This window comes from Halobacteriovorax sp. GFR8, from assembly GCF_050955245.1.
In the GTDB taxonomy this organism is placed as follows: Bacteria; Bdellovibrionota; Bacteriovoracia; order Bacteriovoracales; family Bacteriovoracaceae; genus Halobacteriovorax_A.
On the sequence record NZ_JBPBLR010000003.1, the window covers coordinates 201,929 to 219,888 of the forward strand.

Annotated in this window: 18 protein-coding genes and 1 pseudogene; 5 read left to right on the forward strand and 14 right to left on the reverse strand. The window is 33.9% G+C overall.

Annotated features, from left to right (window positions below; translation table 11 throughout):
- Positions 1-14: 14 nt before the first annotated feature.
- The 4 genes and pseudogenes from ribH to ribD form a co-directional block, all read right to left on the reverse strand.
- The gene (gene ribH, locus ACRXC1_RS15710; protein WP_433660210.1) at positions 15-482 is read right to left on the reverse strand and encodes a 6,7-dimethyl-8-ribityllumazine synthase; all 468 of its coding nucleotides are present in this window, start codon (positions 480-482) and stop codon (positions 15-17) included.
- A 10-nt stretch (positions 483-492) separates the two neighbouring features.
- A pseudogene (gene ribB / locus ACRXC1_RS15715) lies at positions 493-1,089 on the reverse strand (3,4-dihydroxy-2-butanone-4-phosphate synthase); the annotation flags it as partial.
- Positions 1,082-1,732 carry a riboflavin synthase gene (locus ACRXC1_RS15720; RefSeq protein ID WP_433660212.1) on the reverse strand — a complete coding sequence of 217 codons (651 nt, stop codon included), beginning with the start codon at positions 1,730-1,732 and terminating at the stop codon, positions 1,082-1,084. The gene ACRXC1_RS15720 and the pseudogene ribB, both read right to left, overlap by 8 nt.
- Positions 1,732-2,865, reverse strand: a complete 1,134-nt coding sequence (ribD, locus tag ACRXC1_RS15725; RefSeq protein ID WP_433660214.1) for a bifunctional diaminohydroxyphosphoribosylaminopyrimidine deaminase/5-amino-6-(5-phosphoribosylamino)uracil reductase RibD — start codon at positions 2,863-2,865, stop codon at positions 1,732-1,734. Before ribD ends, ACRXC1_RS15720 begins: the two co-directional genes overlap by 1 nt.
- Positions 2,866-3,065: 200 nt before the next feature.
- Between ribD and ACRXC1_RS15730 the strand changes: the two genes are divergently transcribed.
- On the forward strand, positions 3,066-4,274 hold the full coding sequence (locus tag ACRXC1_RS15730) for a hypothetical protein (protein ID WP_433660217.1): 1,209 nt from the start codon (positions 3,066-3,068) through the stop codon (positions 4,272-4,274).
- 28 nt (positions 4,275-4,302) lie between these two features.
- On the opposite strand, the gene ACRXC1_RS15735 is transcribed toward ACRXC1_RS15730, so the two are convergent.
- The gene (locus tag ACRXC1_RS15735; protein ID WP_433660219.1) at positions 4,303-4,701 is read right to left on the reverse strand and encodes a hypothetical protein; all 399 of its coding nucleotides are present in this window, start codon (positions 4,699-4,701) and stop codon (positions 4,303-4,305) included.
- Between the two features lie 9 nt (positions 4,702-4,710).
- On the reverse strand, positions 4,711-5,472 hold the full coding sequence (locus ACRXC1_RS15740) for a hypothetical protein (RefSeq protein WP_433660221.1): 762 nt from the start codon (positions 5,470-5,472) through the stop codon (positions 4,711-4,713).
- 369 nt (positions 5,473-5,841) lie between these two features.
- Between ACRXC1_RS15740 and ACRXC1_RS15745 the strand changes: the two genes are divergently transcribed.
- On the forward strand, positions 5,842-7,188 hold the full coding sequence (locus ACRXC1_RS15745; RefSeq protein ID WP_433660223.1) for a sulfatase-like hydrolase/transferase: 1,347 nt from the start codon (positions 5,842-5,844) through the stop codon (positions 7,186-7,188).
- Here the strand turns inward: ACRXC1_RS15745 and ACRXC1_RS15750 are convergent.
- The 4 genes from ACRXC1_RS15750 to ACRXC1_RS15765 form a co-directional block, all read right to left on the reverse strand.
- Positions 7,168-8,898, reverse strand: coding sequence for an LTA synthase family protein (locus ACRXC1_RS15750; RefSeq protein ID WP_433660225.1), 1,731 nt, complete (start codon positions 8,896-8,898; stop codon positions 7,168-7,170). The genes ACRXC1_RS15745 and ACRXC1_RS15750 overlap by 21 nt on opposite strands.
- 128 nt (positions 8,899-9,026) lie before the next feature.
- On the reverse strand, positions 9,027-9,971 hold the full coding sequence (locus tag ACRXC1_RS15755; protein WP_433660228.1) for a glycosyl transferase family 90: 945 nt from the start codon (positions 9,969-9,971) through the stop codon (positions 9,027-9,029).
- 7 nt (positions 9,972-9,978) lie between these two features.
- Positions 9,979-10,722: a polyprenol monophosphomannose synthase gene (locus tag ACRXC1_RS15760; RefSeq protein ID WP_433660230.1), complete on the reverse strand. Its 744-nt coding sequence runs from the start codon at positions 10,720-10,722 to the stop codon at positions 9,979-9,981.
- A 26-nt stretch (positions 10,723-10,748) separates the two neighbouring features.
- A complete protein-coding gene (locus ACRXC1_RS15765) occupies positions 10,749-11,018 on the reverse strand; it encodes a helix-turn-helix domain-containing protein (protein WP_393093260.1) in 270 nt (89 codons plus the stop codon).
- Positions 11,019-11,386: 368 nt separating this feature from the next.
- Here ACRXC1_RS15765 and ACRXC1_RS15770 point away from each other — a divergent pair, with 368 nt between their 5' ends.
- Positions 11,387-11,812: a hypothetical protein gene (locus tag ACRXC1_RS15770; protein WP_433660233.1), complete on the forward strand. Its 426-nt coding sequence runs from the start codon at positions 11,387-11,389 to the stop codon at positions 11,810-11,812.
- A gap of 37 nt (positions 11,813-11,849) precedes the next feature.
- Here ACRXC1_RS15770 and ACRXC1_RS15775 read toward each other — a convergent pair whose 3' ends face one another.
- The gene (locus tag ACRXC1_RS15775) at positions 11,850-12,614 is read right to left on the reverse strand and encodes a glycosyltransferase family 2 protein (protein WP_433660235.1); all 765 of its coding nucleotides are present in this window, start codon (positions 12,612-12,614) and stop codon (positions 11,850-11,852) included.
- A 70-nt stretch (positions 12,615-12,684) separates the two neighbouring features.
- On the opposite strand from ACRXC1_RS15775, the gene ACRXC1_RS15780 reads away from it, so the two are divergent.
- Together ACRXC1_RS15780 and ACRXC1_RS15785 are read left to right on the forward strand one after the other, a co-directional pair.
- Positions 12,685-13,905, forward strand: coding sequence for a UTP--glucose-1-phosphate uridylyltransferase (locus ACRXC1_RS15780; RefSeq protein WP_433660237.1), 1,221 nt, complete (start codon positions 12,685-12,687; stop codon positions 13,903-13,905).
- Positions 13,902-15,059 carry a hypothetical protein gene (locus ACRXC1_RS15785; protein ID WP_433660239.1) on the forward strand — a complete coding sequence of 386 codons (1,158 nt, stop codon included), beginning with the start codon at positions 13,902-13,904 and terminating at the stop codon, positions 15,057-15,059. Before ACRXC1_RS15780 ends, ACRXC1_RS15785 begins: the two co-directional genes overlap by 4 nt.
- On the opposite strand, the gene ACRXC1_RS15790 is transcribed toward ACRXC1_RS15785, so the two are convergent.
- From ACRXC1_RS15790 to ACRXC1_RS15800, 3 genes are read right to left on the reverse strand one after another with little or no spacing between them, the layout of a single operon-like run.
- Complete coding sequence (locus ACRXC1_RS15790; protein WP_433660241.1) at positions 15,054-16,613, reverse strand: hypothetical protein; 1,560 nt, start codon at positions 16,611-16,613, stop codon at positions 15,054-15,056. The two genes, ACRXC1_RS15785 and ACRXC1_RS15790, sit on opposite strands and share 6 nt — an antisense overlap.
- Before the next feature lie 2 nt (positions 16,614-16,615).
- Positions 16,616-17,269, reverse strand: coding sequence for a PIG-L deacetylase family protein (locus tag ACRXC1_RS15795; protein WP_433660243.1), 654 nt, complete (start codon positions 17,267-17,269; stop codon positions 16,616-16,618).
- Between the two features lies 1 nt (position 17,270).
- Positions 17,271-17,951, reverse strand: coding sequence for a methionyl-tRNA formyltransferase (locus ACRXC1_RS15800; protein ID WP_393098898.1), 681 nt, complete (start codon positions 17,949-17,951; stop codon positions 17,271-17,273).
- Between the last annotated feature and the right edge of the window lie 9 nt (positions 17,952-17,960).

The window sequence follows — 17,960 nt, forward strand, 5'->3', positions numbered from 1 at the left end:
ATTTTCAAATTAGCTTATTCGATTGATTTAAGAAGTGTTGCCATTTCGATTGCAGACATTGCAGCTTCCCAACCTTTGTTTCCAGCTTTTGTTCCAGCTCTTTCAATCGCTTGCTCAATTGTATCAACTGTAAGAACACCAAAAGTTACAGGAATTCCTGTCTCAAGTGATACTTTTGAAATACCTTTAGCAACTTCATTTGAAACAAAGTCAAAGTGTGGAGTCGATCCACGAATAACTGCACCAAGAGTAATAACAGCATCATACTTTTTAGATGTAGCAAGTTTTTGAGCAATTAGTGGAATTTCGAAGGCACCAGGTACCCAAGCAATATCCATTTCATCAACGTTTCCGTCATGTCTTTTAATGCAATCAATTGCACCACCTAATAGTTTGCTTGTAATAAGTTCGTTAAAACGTCCTGCTACAATAGCAAATTTCTTTCCAGATGCATTTAAGTTACCTTCTAGATTTCTAGGCATGTGTTTCTCCTCTATATTTTTTTAAATCTTTAATTGTTATAAATTTTAGGCCATGTTTTTCAGCGATCATTGAAAGCTCTGGCGCCTTGGCCATCGTCCCATCTTCACTCATGATTTCACAGATAACACCAGCAGGATAACATCCAGCAAGTCTGGCCATATCAACAGCAGCTTCAGTGTGACCATCTCTTTCTAGTACTCCACCATCTTTTGCAATTAGTGGAAAAATATGACCTGGACGCATAAAGCTATCTGGCGTTGATTTCTTATCTGCCAGTAAAGAGATTGTCAGTGCACGATCCTGGCATGAAATTCCAGTTCCACCATTTGCAGCGTCAATAGAAACAGTGAATGCCGTGTGGTGAACAGAATCATTTTCTCTTACCATCAAAGGTAGATCTAGTTCTTCAGCACGCTCTTTTGTGATTGGTGCACAAATTAAGCCGCGTCCTACAGTTGCCATAAAGTTAATGGCCTCAGGAGTAATACGATCTGCCGCCATAACAAAGTCACCTTCATTTTCACGGTCTTCATCATCAATTACAATTACCATTTTACCGAGACGAATATCTTCAATGGCCTCTTCAATTTTATCAAATTTAATCATTTAGAAATGACTCCAAATTTTGTGTGCTTGCTCCATTACTACGTCTAGCACCGTTAAAAAGCAAGTTTTCTATATATTTTCCCAGGATATCCACTTCAATATTCACTAAACTCTGAACACTGCGATTTCTTAAAACCGTGTTCTCCCAAGTATGTGGAATGATAGATAACTGGAATGACGAATCGGCCTTAAAGACATCCGCCACAGTTAGTGAAATCCCATCAATTGTTATTGATCCTTCTTTCACAATATATTTCATTTGCTTTGAGTTTACTTTGATCGTCACAAGATAGTTATTACCGCGACTTTGGATTTGAACAATTTGTCCTACATCATTCACGTGACCTTGAACGATATGGCCACCAAGTCGATCACTTGCACGAAGCGCAAGCTCTAGATTTACTTCTTCACCTGATCTTAAACTACCAAGGGTCGTCTTCTCTAAACTCGTGTGTACAGTTTGAACAACAAAAGTTGAATCCGTAACTTTCACGGCCGTCTGACAAGCACCGTTAATTGCAACTGAATCATCAATAGCAATCTCAGATAGTAATTCTTTACAGCTCACTTCAATAAGTTTTCCCTCAGCATTTGAGCGGACACTTACAACTTTTCCAATTTCTTTTACTAGTCCAGTAAACACTATGACCTCGTATCAATCTCAAACATTGCTTGAGATCCTATATTTTTAACTTTTACATTTTTAAAATTTAAAGCATCGGCCATTGAGTCGAGTTGCTCATCATAGTAGCCAATACCATTTCCTAAAATCTTAGGGGCCACAAAAATTGTCATCTTATCAGCAAGCTGCTTTTTCAAGATTGTCGAAGCAAGCATACCGCCTCCTTCAACTAGAATTGATTGAACACCGATGGCCTTCAGCTGTGCCATTGCATCTTCGATTACAATTTCATTATTCTCACACTTAGCAAACACAATGCGAATTTGCTTTTCAGTAAAGAACTTCACAACATCATCAGGTGCAGATTGATAGTCTGCTCCCGTTGTTACGATAATTGTTTTCTTTGTATGTTGGTCATTGAATACTTTTGAAAGTGGATCCATTTTTGAAATTGAACCCATTACAATTCGATATGGGATTTTCCCACTATCATCAAGGCCAAAGCGAATATTTAAACTTGGATCGTCATTATTAAGAGTCTTGCGACCAACCATTACGCCGTCATATCTTTTTCTAAAAGCGTGAACCATCTTGCGCGCTTTCTCATCTGTGATCCATTTAGAATCACCTGTCATTGTCGAGAGTTTTCCATCAAGAGTTTGAGCAAGTTTCAAATGAACAAATGGCAGCTTACTTTGCATTGATTTAAAGAACACACGGTTAAGATCTTTTGACTCTTCTTCAAGTACACCAACTTTGCACTCAATACCTGCAGCTTCTAAAATCTTGATTCCATTTCCCGCTACTTGTGGATTTGGATCAAGGCATGCAACAACAACACGTGCAAAACCATGCTTTAATAATTCGTGTGCACATGGAGGTGTTCTTTTATTTGTGTGGCAGCAAGGCTCAAGAGTTACATAAATTGTTGCGCCCTTAAGTTCAGACTTTTGTTCTTCGGCCACATCAGAGATTGCTTCAGGTTCTGCATGTGGAAGCCCGGCCTTTTTATGCCAACCTTTTCCAAGTACAATTCCGTCTTTTACAATCACAGCACCAACCATCGGATTGGGAGAAGTTGTTCCCTCACCCAATTTCGCTAGATTAAGCGCCATTTGCATATAAGCAATATCTCTAGAAGCCTGATTTTCCATGCCTTTTCATAACATATCTGGCCATAAGTCGCACTCATTTATTAGGTACGTCGATACTTTTGACAGTACTGGGCCCATAGAACCGAACCTATTAGATTATATATAATATTAATAACTTAGAAACCGTTCGACTTCTTTACACCCTATAAATAAATTTCACTAAGAAGCAATAATTCTCAAATATTAGTTAAATTAGATCTATGAACAAGTTAATCGCACCACTTATTTTAATCTTAGCTTTCTCGATGGCCTCGTGCTCAAAGGATGCGCAGAAAATTATTAATTCGAATTCTCCAAGTACAACACAACTGGAGCCAACGGATGGTAATTCAAACAAGGTCATTCTAAATGCCAAAGTTGGTAATTTCTGTGAAGGCCAACAGTGTCCAGATGGAATTGTCGCGGTAAAAACTAACGACAAATCAATTACTTGTGCCGGCATTGTCGAGTCAGCAACAGAAGTGCTGATCTCTCAAAACTGCGCCGAACCCAGCAATACATTTCACATCCAAACAACGGCCGGTGAAATCATCAAGGTCACGTCAGTTGAGGAAGTTCTATCGAACGAATTTAACGACAAAGTTCTTAAACTTACGACTTCCAAAGAAATAGAAACTCAAGCTTCAATTTCTATTCCTGATTCAGAAAATAACTCAGTAGAAATCTTAAGCTTTAACAAGTTTGGCGAACTACAAAAGCAAATTTGTGAACTGACGTATGCCTCACTAGCTTATGCTAACTCATTCGATAACGAGTCCCAGCTTCTTAACATCAAGAATTGCGATGGTGTAAAAGACGGCTCGCTAATTTCTCAAGATGGTAATGTAATTGGTTTTCTAACTAAGAAGCATGAAGAGATTGCGCTGTATGAGGGGATTAGTCTTGAGGGTGAAAAAGTTGAAATAGATATAATATCTAAGATTGATAATATAACTATAAATCTTGATTCTTCAGACGCTTTCGCTATTGGAATGTTTGCTATGGAATATCCGCTGATGGAACTTGAAGACTCATTACTTGAAATTAACTTTATTAAACCAAATAGATTCGAAACTAAAACGAAATGTTTTACAAAAGCACCTCAAAGTACAAGTATTGATTCTAACTATTACATCAATTTTGATAATAATATTTTTGAAATAAATGAAAAGACAACTTTATCTTCTATTAGTCATAGAGCCTATATCGTACGCTCAGATATTTTCATTTTTAATAATGCTGGTTTTAAAGATTATGATTACTACCTCTACGATGGTGATATTGAAGATGTTAAGTTGGACTTTTCAAAAACTGAAATCGATGGTCCTATTCTTAGAAGCTTTAATGAGAACACAACAAGACAAGAAAGAATAAAATATCTATATAACCCTAAAACTTTTAACAAATATGACTTAGAATTCTGTAAATAAAAAAGGAGAGGTAAAACCTCTCCTACTTTCAATATTTAAAATCATCAAATTTATAATCCTTAAACTTAACTTTCATTTTCAATCTTTTTTCTAAAAGCTTTGCTGGAACTTTGTTTTTATACTTATTTTTAAAATCATTAGATACGTTTAGCACTTCTGTTTGCTTTTCCGTGTACATATCAACCATTTCAATACTGTCTACACTAAGTACTCTTGTCTTAGTCTTCAATATCCATCTATTTAAATAAGAATCATAACTATAATCTCCAATATTCCATTTATCTTTATCAAAGTCATATATTTCTTTTATTCTTTCAATTGGTAAGGTATTTGAATTTCCACCTGTTTCTCCTACGAAGCTTAAATTCAATGCATTAACATTAATAAATTGAAATACAGCTATAAAACTTAAAATTATCTTTTTCATATTATTTTCCTATTTAACATGTCTTATTAAATTATTTATAAAAACGACGTCATTACCTTTATACTCTTCTTTGTTCATTATTCTTCGAATCTGATATATATATTCATCCGTTAACTGTGTGAATTCTGAACTAACCTTCTTCAAGTCAACAGAAGCATACCAAGTATTTCTAAGAGTACTAACAGGAGAACCTAGTTCATTTATTTCATTACACATATCTGTATGAACAAAAGTTAATAACTTATTCAACGTATAATCTGATAATAGTCCGCTATCCTTTGAAGCATAAAAATTGCCATTTTTATTTGTAAGAATCCCTTTTGCAGCAAGCTTCATAAACTTTGCATGCCCTTTACGTCCATATTCTTGCAAAACATAATTCTCAGATAAGCCTGCCTTTGTTGTCGCAAGAATCATCATTCTATATGTTGAATTATCATGAAAATATCTTTCTTCAGACTCATCAAAAGCTTCAAGTGTTTGTGACTCCTGAAAATGCCCATACAAACTCTCATGCACCTCAGGAAAATACTCACGTACAAACTCAGCAGTCTCTTTTTTTGAGCACAGGCCATTGAGGACTGTGACACAAATGTCGAGGCCAGGGTTTTTAACGTCACCCATTTCTAGGCGGTGAAATGTTGAAGGTGGAAGCCCAAGCCTTCTAGCAATTTGATTGCTACTTAAGCGGGAATGCTCTTTCTTGTACTTTCTGATCTTGTCCCGCAAAACTTCGTTTACCGAAGGTCTTTCTAAAAAAACCTTATCCATTTTGCTCTCCTCTCTCTAAATTATCCCAATGTTGTTTTTCAATAGTTTTCATACACCAGAATCCAATAGAATTTATGAACACTGTAAAATCTATTAATAAAACTTATTGTTAAGTAGTTGATGAGACATAAATAAAATTTCATAAGTGAAATTTCCCGATTTTTTCGAAGATGAAATGATTTATTCCATATTGGAATAATCAAAGAGCTAAATCTTTGTATTTACGAAGCATGCACTATAAAATAAATACATTGATCTTAATAAGACACTGAAATCACGAAAAGGACCCGCGTACCTATGCTTCTTTTGGCCACAGTTTTATTTATTGCCTACTACATTTTGACTATCAAAAAAGGCCAGCAGATCTCATTGTCTTATCCAATTATTCTCATCAATACGTTATTTATTGCAGGTTATTACGTGGCCAATAGCCTAACTGGCGATGGCCTAAACGAGGCGGTAAAGTTTCAACTTCTCACAAGTTGGGAAGGAACAGGGTATGGAGAATTCATCCCTCAGTTAATAATTGGTTTCTTCTACATACTCTTAACAATTTCACTTGTTCTCTACGCGGCAAAGAAACGTACAAAGAAAAATAACGTTTTTGTAACTTTCGTCGGAGTAATTGCAATTCTTGTAAATCCAGCAACAAAAGATTTCTACGAGTGGTTTAGGCCATATTCACACTTCAAAGAAGTTGAAACCATCTCTAGCAAAAATTTAAAAAATGATTTTAAGATCGAGACAGTTAAAAATCCAAAGAGCTTCATTTATATTTACGCCGAAAGCTTGGAAAGAACCTTCTTTAATGAAGAGATTTTTCCTGGTTTGATTACTGAGCTTAAAACAAGAGATTCTAAATACATTGATTTCACTAATGTAGAACAAGTCTATGCAACAGGTGCAACGATGATGGGAATGGTGGCTTCCCAGTGTGGTGTCTTTGCAGTTCCGAGTATGAGTGATGAATTTATGCCAGGAATAAAGTGTATTGGAAATAAGCTAACTGAGGCAGGATACGAACTTCACTACCTCCAAGGAGGAGCACTAGATTTTGCAAACACTCGAAAATTTTATAAGTCTCATGGGTTTAAAAACTTAAGTGGCCTTTCATATTTTCAAAAGAAATATAAAAGTGAAAAGTACTTTAGTCAGTGGGGGCTTTACGATGAATACCTGCTTCAAGAAGCTTTTGATAAATACAAAATTCTTAAGTCCAGCGATAAACCATTTGGTTTAGTCTTAGTTACTCTCGATACTCATTATCCCAAAGGACATAAGTCTCCTCTTTGTAACCTAAATTATAAAGACGGCAAGAATCCATATCTAAATGCAATCAAGTGTAGTGATTATAATATCGCTGAGTTTATCAAAAAGATTTTAAAAGAAGACAATGGAGAGACTGTGATTGTACTGGCTTCTGACCATCTTTCATTTCAAACAACAGCAAGTAAACTCCTTAAAAAATTACCACGAAGAAACCTACTTCGTTTCTACAATGTTGATAGGAAAATAAATAATTTAAAACCAGCATCTACTTTAGATATAGGAACAACACTACTAAGTGCTTTAGGCTATAATCATAAAATTGGATTAGGTGTCGATCTCTTTAGTAATGAAAGAACACTTCTTGAGAAGTTTGAAAGAAATACTAATAACTTCCTTCGAAGCCTTACTCCTAAAATAGAGGAAGCATCACTCACTAGCAGAAAGTAGTTTTCTCTTCGTTGAATTTAAATTCAAAAAACGATTTTCACTGAAAATGATGTAATCCATTTTGTCCCATAGTTTAGCTGTAATTTCTGGTTTATCAGAAATTGGACTCTCTTCCTTTGGGTCTGTCATTAAATTAAAAAGTAATTTTCGATCAGACTTCTTCTGCCATACTAACTTATAAGGCCACTCAACAGCAGCAAGAGTTACACCATTGTATGGTTGAACAAGTAGTGCGGTCGAACCTTGCTCATTAAGCATTGATACACCGGCCGTTTCGATTTTTTCAGAAATGCCCATTAGGTCCAAAATAGTAGGAAGAATATCAACTTGTGAAAAAGTTTTACCTTTAATTACCTGAGGAACAATTTCACCCTTCCAAATAGCTAAAAATGGTATTTTGAAGAACTCTTGGAAATAAGATGTTTGTGCATCATAGAATCCATGCTCTCCATTAGGATAACTGTGATCGGCCGTAATTATGATTAGTGAGTCTTCATATAAACCATTTACTTTCAATTCTTTAATCAGCGTCCCTAGATACTTATCTGATACATTTAAAGAATTAAGAAATGCTTCTTCTTTCGATCTTTGCTCAGGGAAAAGTTCACGTTGTTCTTTTGGAACATTACCAAACTTCATATGATGTGAAACTGTATGGATTGTAGCAAATATTGGTTTGTTACTCTTTGAAGTAATATTCTTAATATTTTTTACAAATTGCTTATAAGAAATATCATCCTGAACTCCCCAGCCCCAAACATTGTGTGTTCTTTCATACTCAGTCATTTGAGACATATCAGTTTTAAGAATATGATCAAAACCAATATCGACCATAAAGTTATGAGTATTATCAAAGCTTAAGTCTTGAAAACACTTGTGAAAATATGATTGATATCCAATTTCTGAAAATACTTTCGGTAGGCATTTGATCAAAGTGTTATCGAGTTGGTATGAAGCCTTCCCTCTGATAAGAGGTACTTGGGAACAATAAGTTGCAAATTGACCTTTAACTGTTTGAACAGAGTTTCCATAGAAGTCATCAATTGAGAGCCCTTCTTTTAATAATGAATTAAAGACTGGAGTGACTTCTTTTCCATCCTTCGTTTTCTTATTAACATAGAGGCCATTAAAGGATTCCATTGAAACTAGAATAATATTTGGTTTTCTTACCTGTTGAAAATGCGATGATATCTCTCTTTCTACCTCGTAAGTATGTTTTGCTTCTAGTGGCCTAAATGATTCCACGACAGACTTAACTGAATATGAAATTTCTCCAAATGGATATGGTAGAGCAAAAATCAATGCAAGATATGAAGTAAGTAGCCCTAGTCCTTTCAAAGGCGTCAGTTGATTTTTAAGATTAAAAACCTTGAATTTAAATTGTGCAAAAAGAAGTAATGGAACAAGTGCTAAAGTCTCGTAAAAATCTTTAAGCTTCATTGTGTTTAGAATTACATCTCCACTGGCAGCATTAAATGTTTCTCTAAAATTTGAAATGAAAACCACTAAATCAAAGCTTGTCTTTACTCGAAAATGATACTTACCAGCAATATAGTATAAGCAAATAAGAAAAATACTTAGTAGCACACGTAGAAATACTGGCTTCACAAGTTTATTCATTGCTTCACTATAGAGGTAGATTAAACCAAAGCCTGCAGCTATAACCAAGTAGTCTGTTAAGTGTAGCGAATTGTATAAGCGCCATTTCAAAATTAGCCATGTATTAAAGTAAAAATATAGAAACCAAAGTGCTTTTGTAGTGAAGAACATAGTTAACTATCTTAACACTTTCTTAACATAGAAAAAAGAGTGCAATTAAATCAAAAGTTTAACGCTTTTTATTGCGAATAGTTAAAATACTTAGTGGCCACTAAAAGTGAAATTAATAACTCTCTGCGTTCATCTTTAAACTGCTCAACCCACGCGTGCGCATTCTCGATAATGGCCTTAGCCTCATCAGGGTTCTCAATATAATACTGAAGTTTTTCAGGTAGATCTGAATAGTCATCCTTAACTTCAACATAGTGTTTGCCAGCAACGAGCCTACCTTCCATGAACCAAGTTTCATATTTTGGCTTAGACATGACAGCAACAGAGTTAGATGACATTACCCATTTTAGATTCGTGGCCACATCATTGCCTTCAATACAAAGGATAAACTTATATTGAAGTTGTTCATCTATACTGAGAAAACCTTTTTCCCAAGGATTGCCTTCAATTGGTGTCGTTTGACCAATATCACAAAGAGGGTGATTATAGAATTGTTCAACAACAACTTGTCTATGTGGAACCAGGTTGGCCCCTCGCCAAACTGCAATGTTTTTTTTCTCTTCATAGCTTAGAGGATCACTAATGAATTTAAAATGGCGAATTTTATTAAGTTTCAATAAGACAGAGTTTTGGTTATTGCTAACAGGTCTACTTTTTACAATTGAAGGAAGTTCTGGAACATCTGTGACATCTCCAGAGATATAGCGGAATTTTAATTTTTTTGGAAAGTACTTAATAATGTCGAGAATATCGAAATAATAAGTTGTCCCATCCATCTTCTTAAAATCTTTGATTCTAAATGTTCGAGGAATATTTTTTATTTTATTATTTTGATTTTCATCTTCAGGTAAAGAGAAATCTTTTTCTAGTTTATTATAATAATTTAAGCGATCTTCTATATATGAATCTTTTGATTTCTCGTATGCGGCCAATAACTGCTGTGCTTTCCTTTCGTAAATAAACTTAGGAACAAACCAGTTAAGTGCATTTTTAATATAGTAAATCTGCTTCATATGATCTCTATAGCATTCCGAAAATTTTTCTAAGCCTTAAATTAATGACGTTAAAGAAGGCTTCAAAAATAATTCCACCACCCATTTTTGATTGCCCATCACGACGCTCATAAAAGATAATTGGAACTTCTTTAACCGATAGGCCCTTTGCCCAAACTTTATAATTTAGTTCTAGTTGAAAGATATAACCGTTAGAAATTATGCCATCAAGATTAAGTGCTGATAATGCCTTACGTGTAAAACATTTAAAACCACCAGTTGTATCTTGAACAGGAATGCCAGTCATAAAACGAGTATAAATTGAAGCACAGTAAGAAAGAAGTAATCTTCTAAATGGCCAATTGATAATTCTAATCCCATCAATGTAACGAGAGCCGATAACAAGATCATTTTCTTGAGCTGCCGCTAATAAATCTTTTACCGAATCAGGGTCATGAGAAAAATCACAGTCCATTTCAAAGACAAAGTCATATTCTCTTTCAAGTGCCCACTTAAAACCTGTGATATAAGCTGTCCCTAATCCAAGCTTTCCTTGTCGCTCAATGATATGAAGATTTGAATTCGTCTCCATCTTCTTTTTTACAACATCGGCCGTTCCATCAGGAGATCCATCTTCAATAATTAAAAGAGATACCTCTGGGTATTTCTCAAAAATTGTATCGATCATGCGTTCGATATTCATGATCTCATTATAAGTTGGAATGATAATTAACGACTTGTTCCAAGGAAGTTGATTCACTGATTTCTCCATAATTTCTTAGGGATTCAAGATAGCGTCTATTGCACCAATTTTCCAGAGTTTTTAGGATGAAACACGATCTCCATCTCAAGCCCACACGCCTTTGCATACTTATTTAAAGTGGATAGTTTCAGATCAAGGCGATTCTCAATTTTAGATACATCCGGCTGGTCAATTCCAACAAGATCCGTTTGCTTCAAGCCAAGTGATTTTCTTAAGGCCTTTAGGTCAATGTCATAGTAGTCGTTTTGTTTGATTGCCGTCTTGGCGTACTCAAAAAACTCGAGGTCTAAGTTGTCATAACTCATTAAGTTTCTCCCTGTTTCATCCGTAAAACAGATATTGATTTATATAAATTATAACATGAATCAAAATTTGCGCGACTATTCCTTCAAATGCATATCGAAGAGGTCAGGTATTCACTTGAGTGAATATCAGAAACCGGATCCATAAAACTATGCACTTAAGTGCATATATCAACAGTTTATTCACAAAATATTCACTTGTGTGCATAAGTCTGAATTTCGCGCTAGTAATATGCAGTCAAGGGCATAAAAGATATGCTTTCAAGTGAATATTTTTTTCAAATTTGAATATTCGTATTTCATTTCCGAAAATTTTGTATGTTTTTTCAAAATCTCTCTATAAACCAACAAAGCTTAATAAGGAGACTAATATGAAAAAGCTAATTATCATTCTTCCACTACTAATTTCAATCACATCTTGCGCAACGCAACCAAAACCAAACCCTCAAAAAAACAATGCAAAAGTAACATCTTACGATTCATTTACCGTTAAAAAGCACCTAGTAAAAGGAGTAACAACACAAGCTGAAGTACTAAAAACCTTCGGTGGCCCGACTAACTCCACAATGAGTGCTGATAATACTGAGGTTTGGGCCTACTCATCATCGAAACTTTCTATCCAGAATGAAAGCAGTGGAGGAGGAGCTCTTTTAGGTTTAATTCCTGGTCCACTAGGTATTATTGGTGGAGTGTTTTCAGAATCTGAAAGCACTGATTTTTCAGGAACATCAAGATCTCTCATTATCAGCTTTAAAGATAATATTGTTACTGATTATGAATTAACTCAGAATATGTAATGAATGAAATAATGCTCTCGCTAAGAGGGCATTATTTTTATGATTTCTTCTTTAACCAAAGCTCACGAAGCTTGGCATATTTTAAAAAAGCATAGAGTCCCTTGATATAACAAACCATAAAGCCACGAGCACCATCTAAGAATCCGGCCCTAAGAATATAATCCCTAAGAAATACGAGTGCGGGACGCGTCACTATTTGAAACATTGTCGATTTCTTACCCAGCTCAAAGTAGGCTTTCGCTGCTATTGTTGAAAACTTATCTTGCTGAACAATATGTTGTTCAATTGAGAAGTAAGTATAGTGAAGAAGATCTCCATCAAGAAATTTAGTCCTGGAATTTGGAGACATTTCAATAATGTCGTGAGGATTCACCCCACCCCATTTGGCCTTGTCTTTGTGAAAGATTCGAAGCTTACGATCTGGATACCAACCGCAGTGATAAATCCAGCGATCGATATACCAATTACGACGATTGAAATTATATCCGTCATAATCACTAAGCGACTCTTTTATTGCCAAAATCGAATCACGAAGCTCGCTTGAGATGGCCTCATCGGCATCCAGAGAAAGGATATATTCGTGACTTGCTTGAGAAATGGCGAAGTTTTTTTGCTGAATATGGCCTTCAAATGTATTTTTGATAAAGCGAACACCTTCAAAGGATTCACATATTTCTTGTGTGCGGTCAGTCGAAAATGAATCCACCACAATAATTTCATCAACGAGGCCATCAAGTGACTTTAAGCATCGCTCGATATTTTTTTCTTCGTTGAATGTGATCACTGTTGCTGAAATCTTCACTTCTAGATTTTATCATGTAGTAAATATTAAAGATTAAAAATTCTCTCAAATTATGTCATACTCTAGACTTATGAATTTAAAAGAATTTATCACTAGCCCTATCGAACTAGAATATTTTGAAGGTTTACTTTCAAATCTCAATGAAAAGTCTGAAAAACTAGTAATTGCTACCCCTGAAAATGACACAGGTGTCTACCCTACAGCAATTGCTCCTAGAAAACTTCTTCGAGATGAGCTACCTTTTCATTCATATGAAGATATCAAACAACGCTACTCAACAAAAGATAAAATTGATTGTACTCTATGGCTTCGTAAGATGCATGGAGGACTTGGCTCAAGCCTTGATCGTAGTGACTATTTGAAAAAGTACGGCCGTACAACACCTGGTTCAAAATCTACTGACCTTTATATTGAAACAGAAAAATTTGGAACAATAAGCCTAGCGGAAGCTCAAATTATTCAAGCATCAAAGAAGACTAGCTCATTTAGAAAAGTGGTCCTACAGGACCTAGTTAATAATGATGTCAAACCAATCCTCGATGAAATGTGGAAGAAACATGAACATCTCTTAAGCGAGAACTTCTCTCGATTAGAATCAGTTGTTCAACAAAAACTTCCAACAATTAAGAATGGTAAACTTACAACTGAACGCCTTGCTCCTGCTGGACATGGTATCTTTGGCTATGAAGTATTTAAAGGAACACGTCCAGAAGGTAAAAATCTTATTGCTTGCATAGGAAATGGTGAAGACTTAAGTTCAACTCCTGATCGCGCAATCGTTAATTGGATGCTCACAGAGAATATTCCAGTTGTTATGGTTACGACGACTAAAACAGAAAGAGATATGAAAGGTGGTCAAATTGCGCTTAAGACAGAGGGCAAAAAAACCTATCTTACAATTATTGAAAAAGCCCAAGCTGAACAAGCTGGACAATTAGAGTATTTTGAAAGACTTGGTCTTCGCGAAGAGGATGAAGATGCATTCTTTAATACGAATTTAGTGCTAATTAACTTTGATGCCCTTAACGACTGTAAGATTGCTCTTCCAGATTTGATAAAGAATCAAAAAGAGGAATTCATACAACTCGAAGGTGCGATGGGCTCTGTTCTTTTAAATTCAGATCGACTTGCACGAGAAAATGGAAGAAAATTAGTTCATATTCTTAATGTTAATAAAGAGAATAGAACAAAGTTTTTCAACCCTATTAAAAAAATGGATGATTTTGATTACATCTTAGAAAGTCAGAGCTTTAATGAAATGATCTTCCATTTCAATTATAAAAAATTATGAGAAGATTACGTAAGTATTTCACATCAGAAAATATAACACTTTGTCTATTTTCTCTTTTATTTTACTACTTAGGCTATATCTATTTCTTTGATTTCAATCAGGGATCATCTCTTGCACCAAAACATATCAAGGCAATTAAAGATCTAATTATTGTTTCTATTTTAATATTAAACGTAAAATATATATTAAAACCATTCACTAATCTTTTTTCGATTTCAATTATTATTCCAACATTAGCAAATCTAGCAGTTACATTAAATTTGAATATTTTTTTACATCAAAGAAACTTTCTCTACTCAATCTTTTTAGGAAATATACTAAATTGTTTTGATAGAAAAAAAGTTTTCAAATTTTTAGCATTTAATTTTAGGCTCTCTATATTGCTTGGATTAGTACTATTCCCTTTTTCACCATGGGAATCTCAAGATATGATTGGAGCTCTAGGTTCTCCTTCGAATTTCTATTTTATCTTGCTTTTTTACACAACTCTTAAACTTAATTATAACTTAGAACTTGATGCGAGAGGTATAAGTTTAAATTATCTTGATTTGATTATTCTAAATATTGCTATAGTAAGTTGCGGGTCACTAGCAGCTATTATTATTTATCTAGCAGTATTTCATCTATTCATAATAAAACTACAACTAACTAATAATAATTTCTCTAAGAATCTCGGCCTCTATTTTAAACTCTTAACACTTATAATATCAGTTATAATTTTAATTCATGTATCATTTCCACATTTATTCAATATGTACTTAATAAAAATATTATTAAGTAAGATACCATTTATTGGTAATTTAATTGATCTTGAATATACTACTTCACTTAGCCTCAGCAATAGAACTGCACAATTAAGTTCAGTTAATTTAATCAATTTTAAATTTATCAACTTTTCGGAAAAATATATTCAATCAGATTTTCAGTATTTTGAAATACTAGTAAACCAAGGAATTATACCATTCATTATATTTTACGGAATACTCGTAAGAGAATTAATTATTAGTATTAGAAATTTTGTTTTCAAAGATACGGCCTTATTAGCAGTTATTTTACTAACAATGATATTCACGCCTATTATGAGATACATTCCTAGTGGACCAATAATATGTTATTACATACTTGGTCTCACTAAGAAATCCCAAAAACTATAAATCACCTCTTTTCATAAGAGACCTAATCCAATCAATAGGTTTATAAATAAACCTACGATTTATCTTAACAAAATCATCACCAATCGTATTTGATTTTCGATTATAACTAAAGTCACCTTTTAGAATAGCGTCAACAAACTCTTCTTCATCTTTTGTAGAATCGCTATAATTTTCATCATTCGGAGTAATGTCATTATTCTCTAAGAAATACTTCAACTTTGACATAACACTTTCATCAAATTTATAGATATATTCAGTTGTTGTGATAGCTTTAACACTATCATTAAACTGTGCATATCTAAATCCATGAGTATAGATAAAACGTGCAGCCTTAGCTAATGTATCAGCATGATTATAATTAGTTATACAACTCAAATCTAATTTATCGATTTCTTCTTCAGTAAAAACATTCTTACTTATTCCGGCACTATAATAAAAGCAAGGAGAAACTAGTATCGCAGGAGTCCCAAGAAATGCAGCTTCAAATACAGAAGAGCTACCGTTAAGAAGAACCACATCTGCTTGCTTAATCAATCCTAAGGTATCTGCTGAATCATGAGATTCTATATAATTAATTCCAACCTCTTTCGCCCATTTTTTAAAATCATCATTAATATGCATACCTTCTGCAGAACCAATTCTCTCTGACCAATTAGGATGACCACGTAAAATAACATTATGTCTTTCAATACCTAATTTATCGATACACTTTAAAAAAACATCTTTATAGCTATCAGCATGAGGGTTTTTCCAATCAGGATGACCTAAAACTTCATTTTTACTTGAAGGTAATATTAAACACTTTAAACCAGATACAGATGTGCTCCAATCGTATTCAGATCTATTTCTATTATAGTTTCTCCATTCATTATTATCTTCATTACTAAATCGTGGTAGGAATGCACTTTTTACTTTTTCAAGTTGAAATTTTGTTAATGGCTTATCTTTGAATTGCTCATGAATAAATGTAATATCTTTCAAATTTAAACAATTTCCTCTAAAGTTTAGCTGTATACCATCACCAAACCAAGTACGCTCAACTGTATTCACAGGTATATTCAAATCATGGCAAGCCTCAAGAGAAGCTCGTAAAATATCCATTCTTCCATTAAAAACCATTACATATTCAATATTGTTTTTCTTGATCCACTCTTTTGTTTGCTCATAAACAGTTGCTACTGAAAGAAGTAACTCATCATATAATTTATTAGACTTCTCCATAAAGATTTCTTCAAAACCTTCTTCAACTCTAAATGCCGTATAACTAGAAGATCTTGGCCAATCTAACATCTTATCTTCAATTGTCACTCTTTTATCAATATCAATATATGATATATTTGAATCATCATATGATTTAAAGCCACCTAATTTACATTGAAGACATGCTAGCTTATCTGACTTTTGAGAAATTATCTTATAATAACACTTCGATTCTCCACCAGCACAAGATAAATAATGAACCTTATGCCCAAGCTTAGATAAACATTTTGATATGAAATACATATGTTCCACATGCGGACGCATTGGAAAAAAATTGATTAATCCTACTTTCATTACTATTTAATATCCCTATAAACTTCAAAAGCTTCTACATAATTATGACCAACACATGAACCTCGATATTTACGTTGCCTAATAATATTCGTTACAGATCTAGAGTGAGGCTCAATTCTCATCTCTTCCTTATAAATATCTAAAGATTTCTCCAGCTTATCCATATGTTCTTTATCTAGTACATTGAACATAACAGGGTTAAACTGTTCAGTATTCCACTCAGTCGAAGATAAAACCTCAAAGCCATAAATAGCTTTAACAGTACTATTTGGTTGTGGTCTAAATGCTGTCATTACTGCTCTCATCGTAATTTGATGATCAATATTTAAATCTTTGTTCGAATGTGTGTATATGATTTGAGGATTCTTATCTTTAGCAAAATCTTCTATTCCTTTAACAATAGATAATAAGCTAATACTATCCATTTCATTATCAGGATATGACAATTGTTTATACTCCATTACTCCAAGATTTCTACAAGATGAAGAAAGAGCCGTCTCACGAACATCTGCATCTTCAGAACTTCCACGAGCACTTACTCCATCAGTCATCACTAATAATGAAACAGAATCACCACTGGCAATATGCTTGGCAATTGTTCCACCACATCCTATTACTTCATCATCAGAATGAGCAACGATAACTAATACTTCCATGTTAATCCTCTTTTATCTTAAAGATAACTTCAGCTCGAATTTCACCACTTTCCATTTGAGCTTTTTTGAATGTTAAAACATAATCATTAAATTCTAAGAATGCATTAGGGTAACCTTCAGCATCTAACATTCGAATATAATCATAAATTTGAGAAATATCCTTACAATTCTCTAAATTGCCATCTTCTGGCTTCCTTCTTTTAAAGCTTGTTACTTCTCCAACCTGATCAACTGGAATTGGATTTTCTTCTACTATCATAGGTATTAATTTTCTAAATATTATTTCAGAAGCTCTTGTAAATATCTCCTGGGCCGTTCCAGCAAGACTCAAATCATATTTAGTATATACAGGACCAGCATCTAGTTCCTTAACAACCTTAATTGCTGAAATTTTCGTTTCAGATTTACCATTTACAATTAAGTTTTGTAATGGGCTCCCTCCCCTTCCGTAAGGTAGGTCTGTCATATGGAAAACAATACAATTATAATTATCATAAATTGACTTAGGAATGATATGCGACCAATGAGGAAAGAAAACGTACTTAGGATTTATTGATTCTAAGAATTCTTGAGTTAATTCATGTTTTTCTTTAATTAAGATATATCTATCGTCATTGGAGAAGTATTTTTCAAAGTTTTCAACATTCCACTCCCCCCAAGTTGCTATAATAAATTTATCCAATTTTTCTCC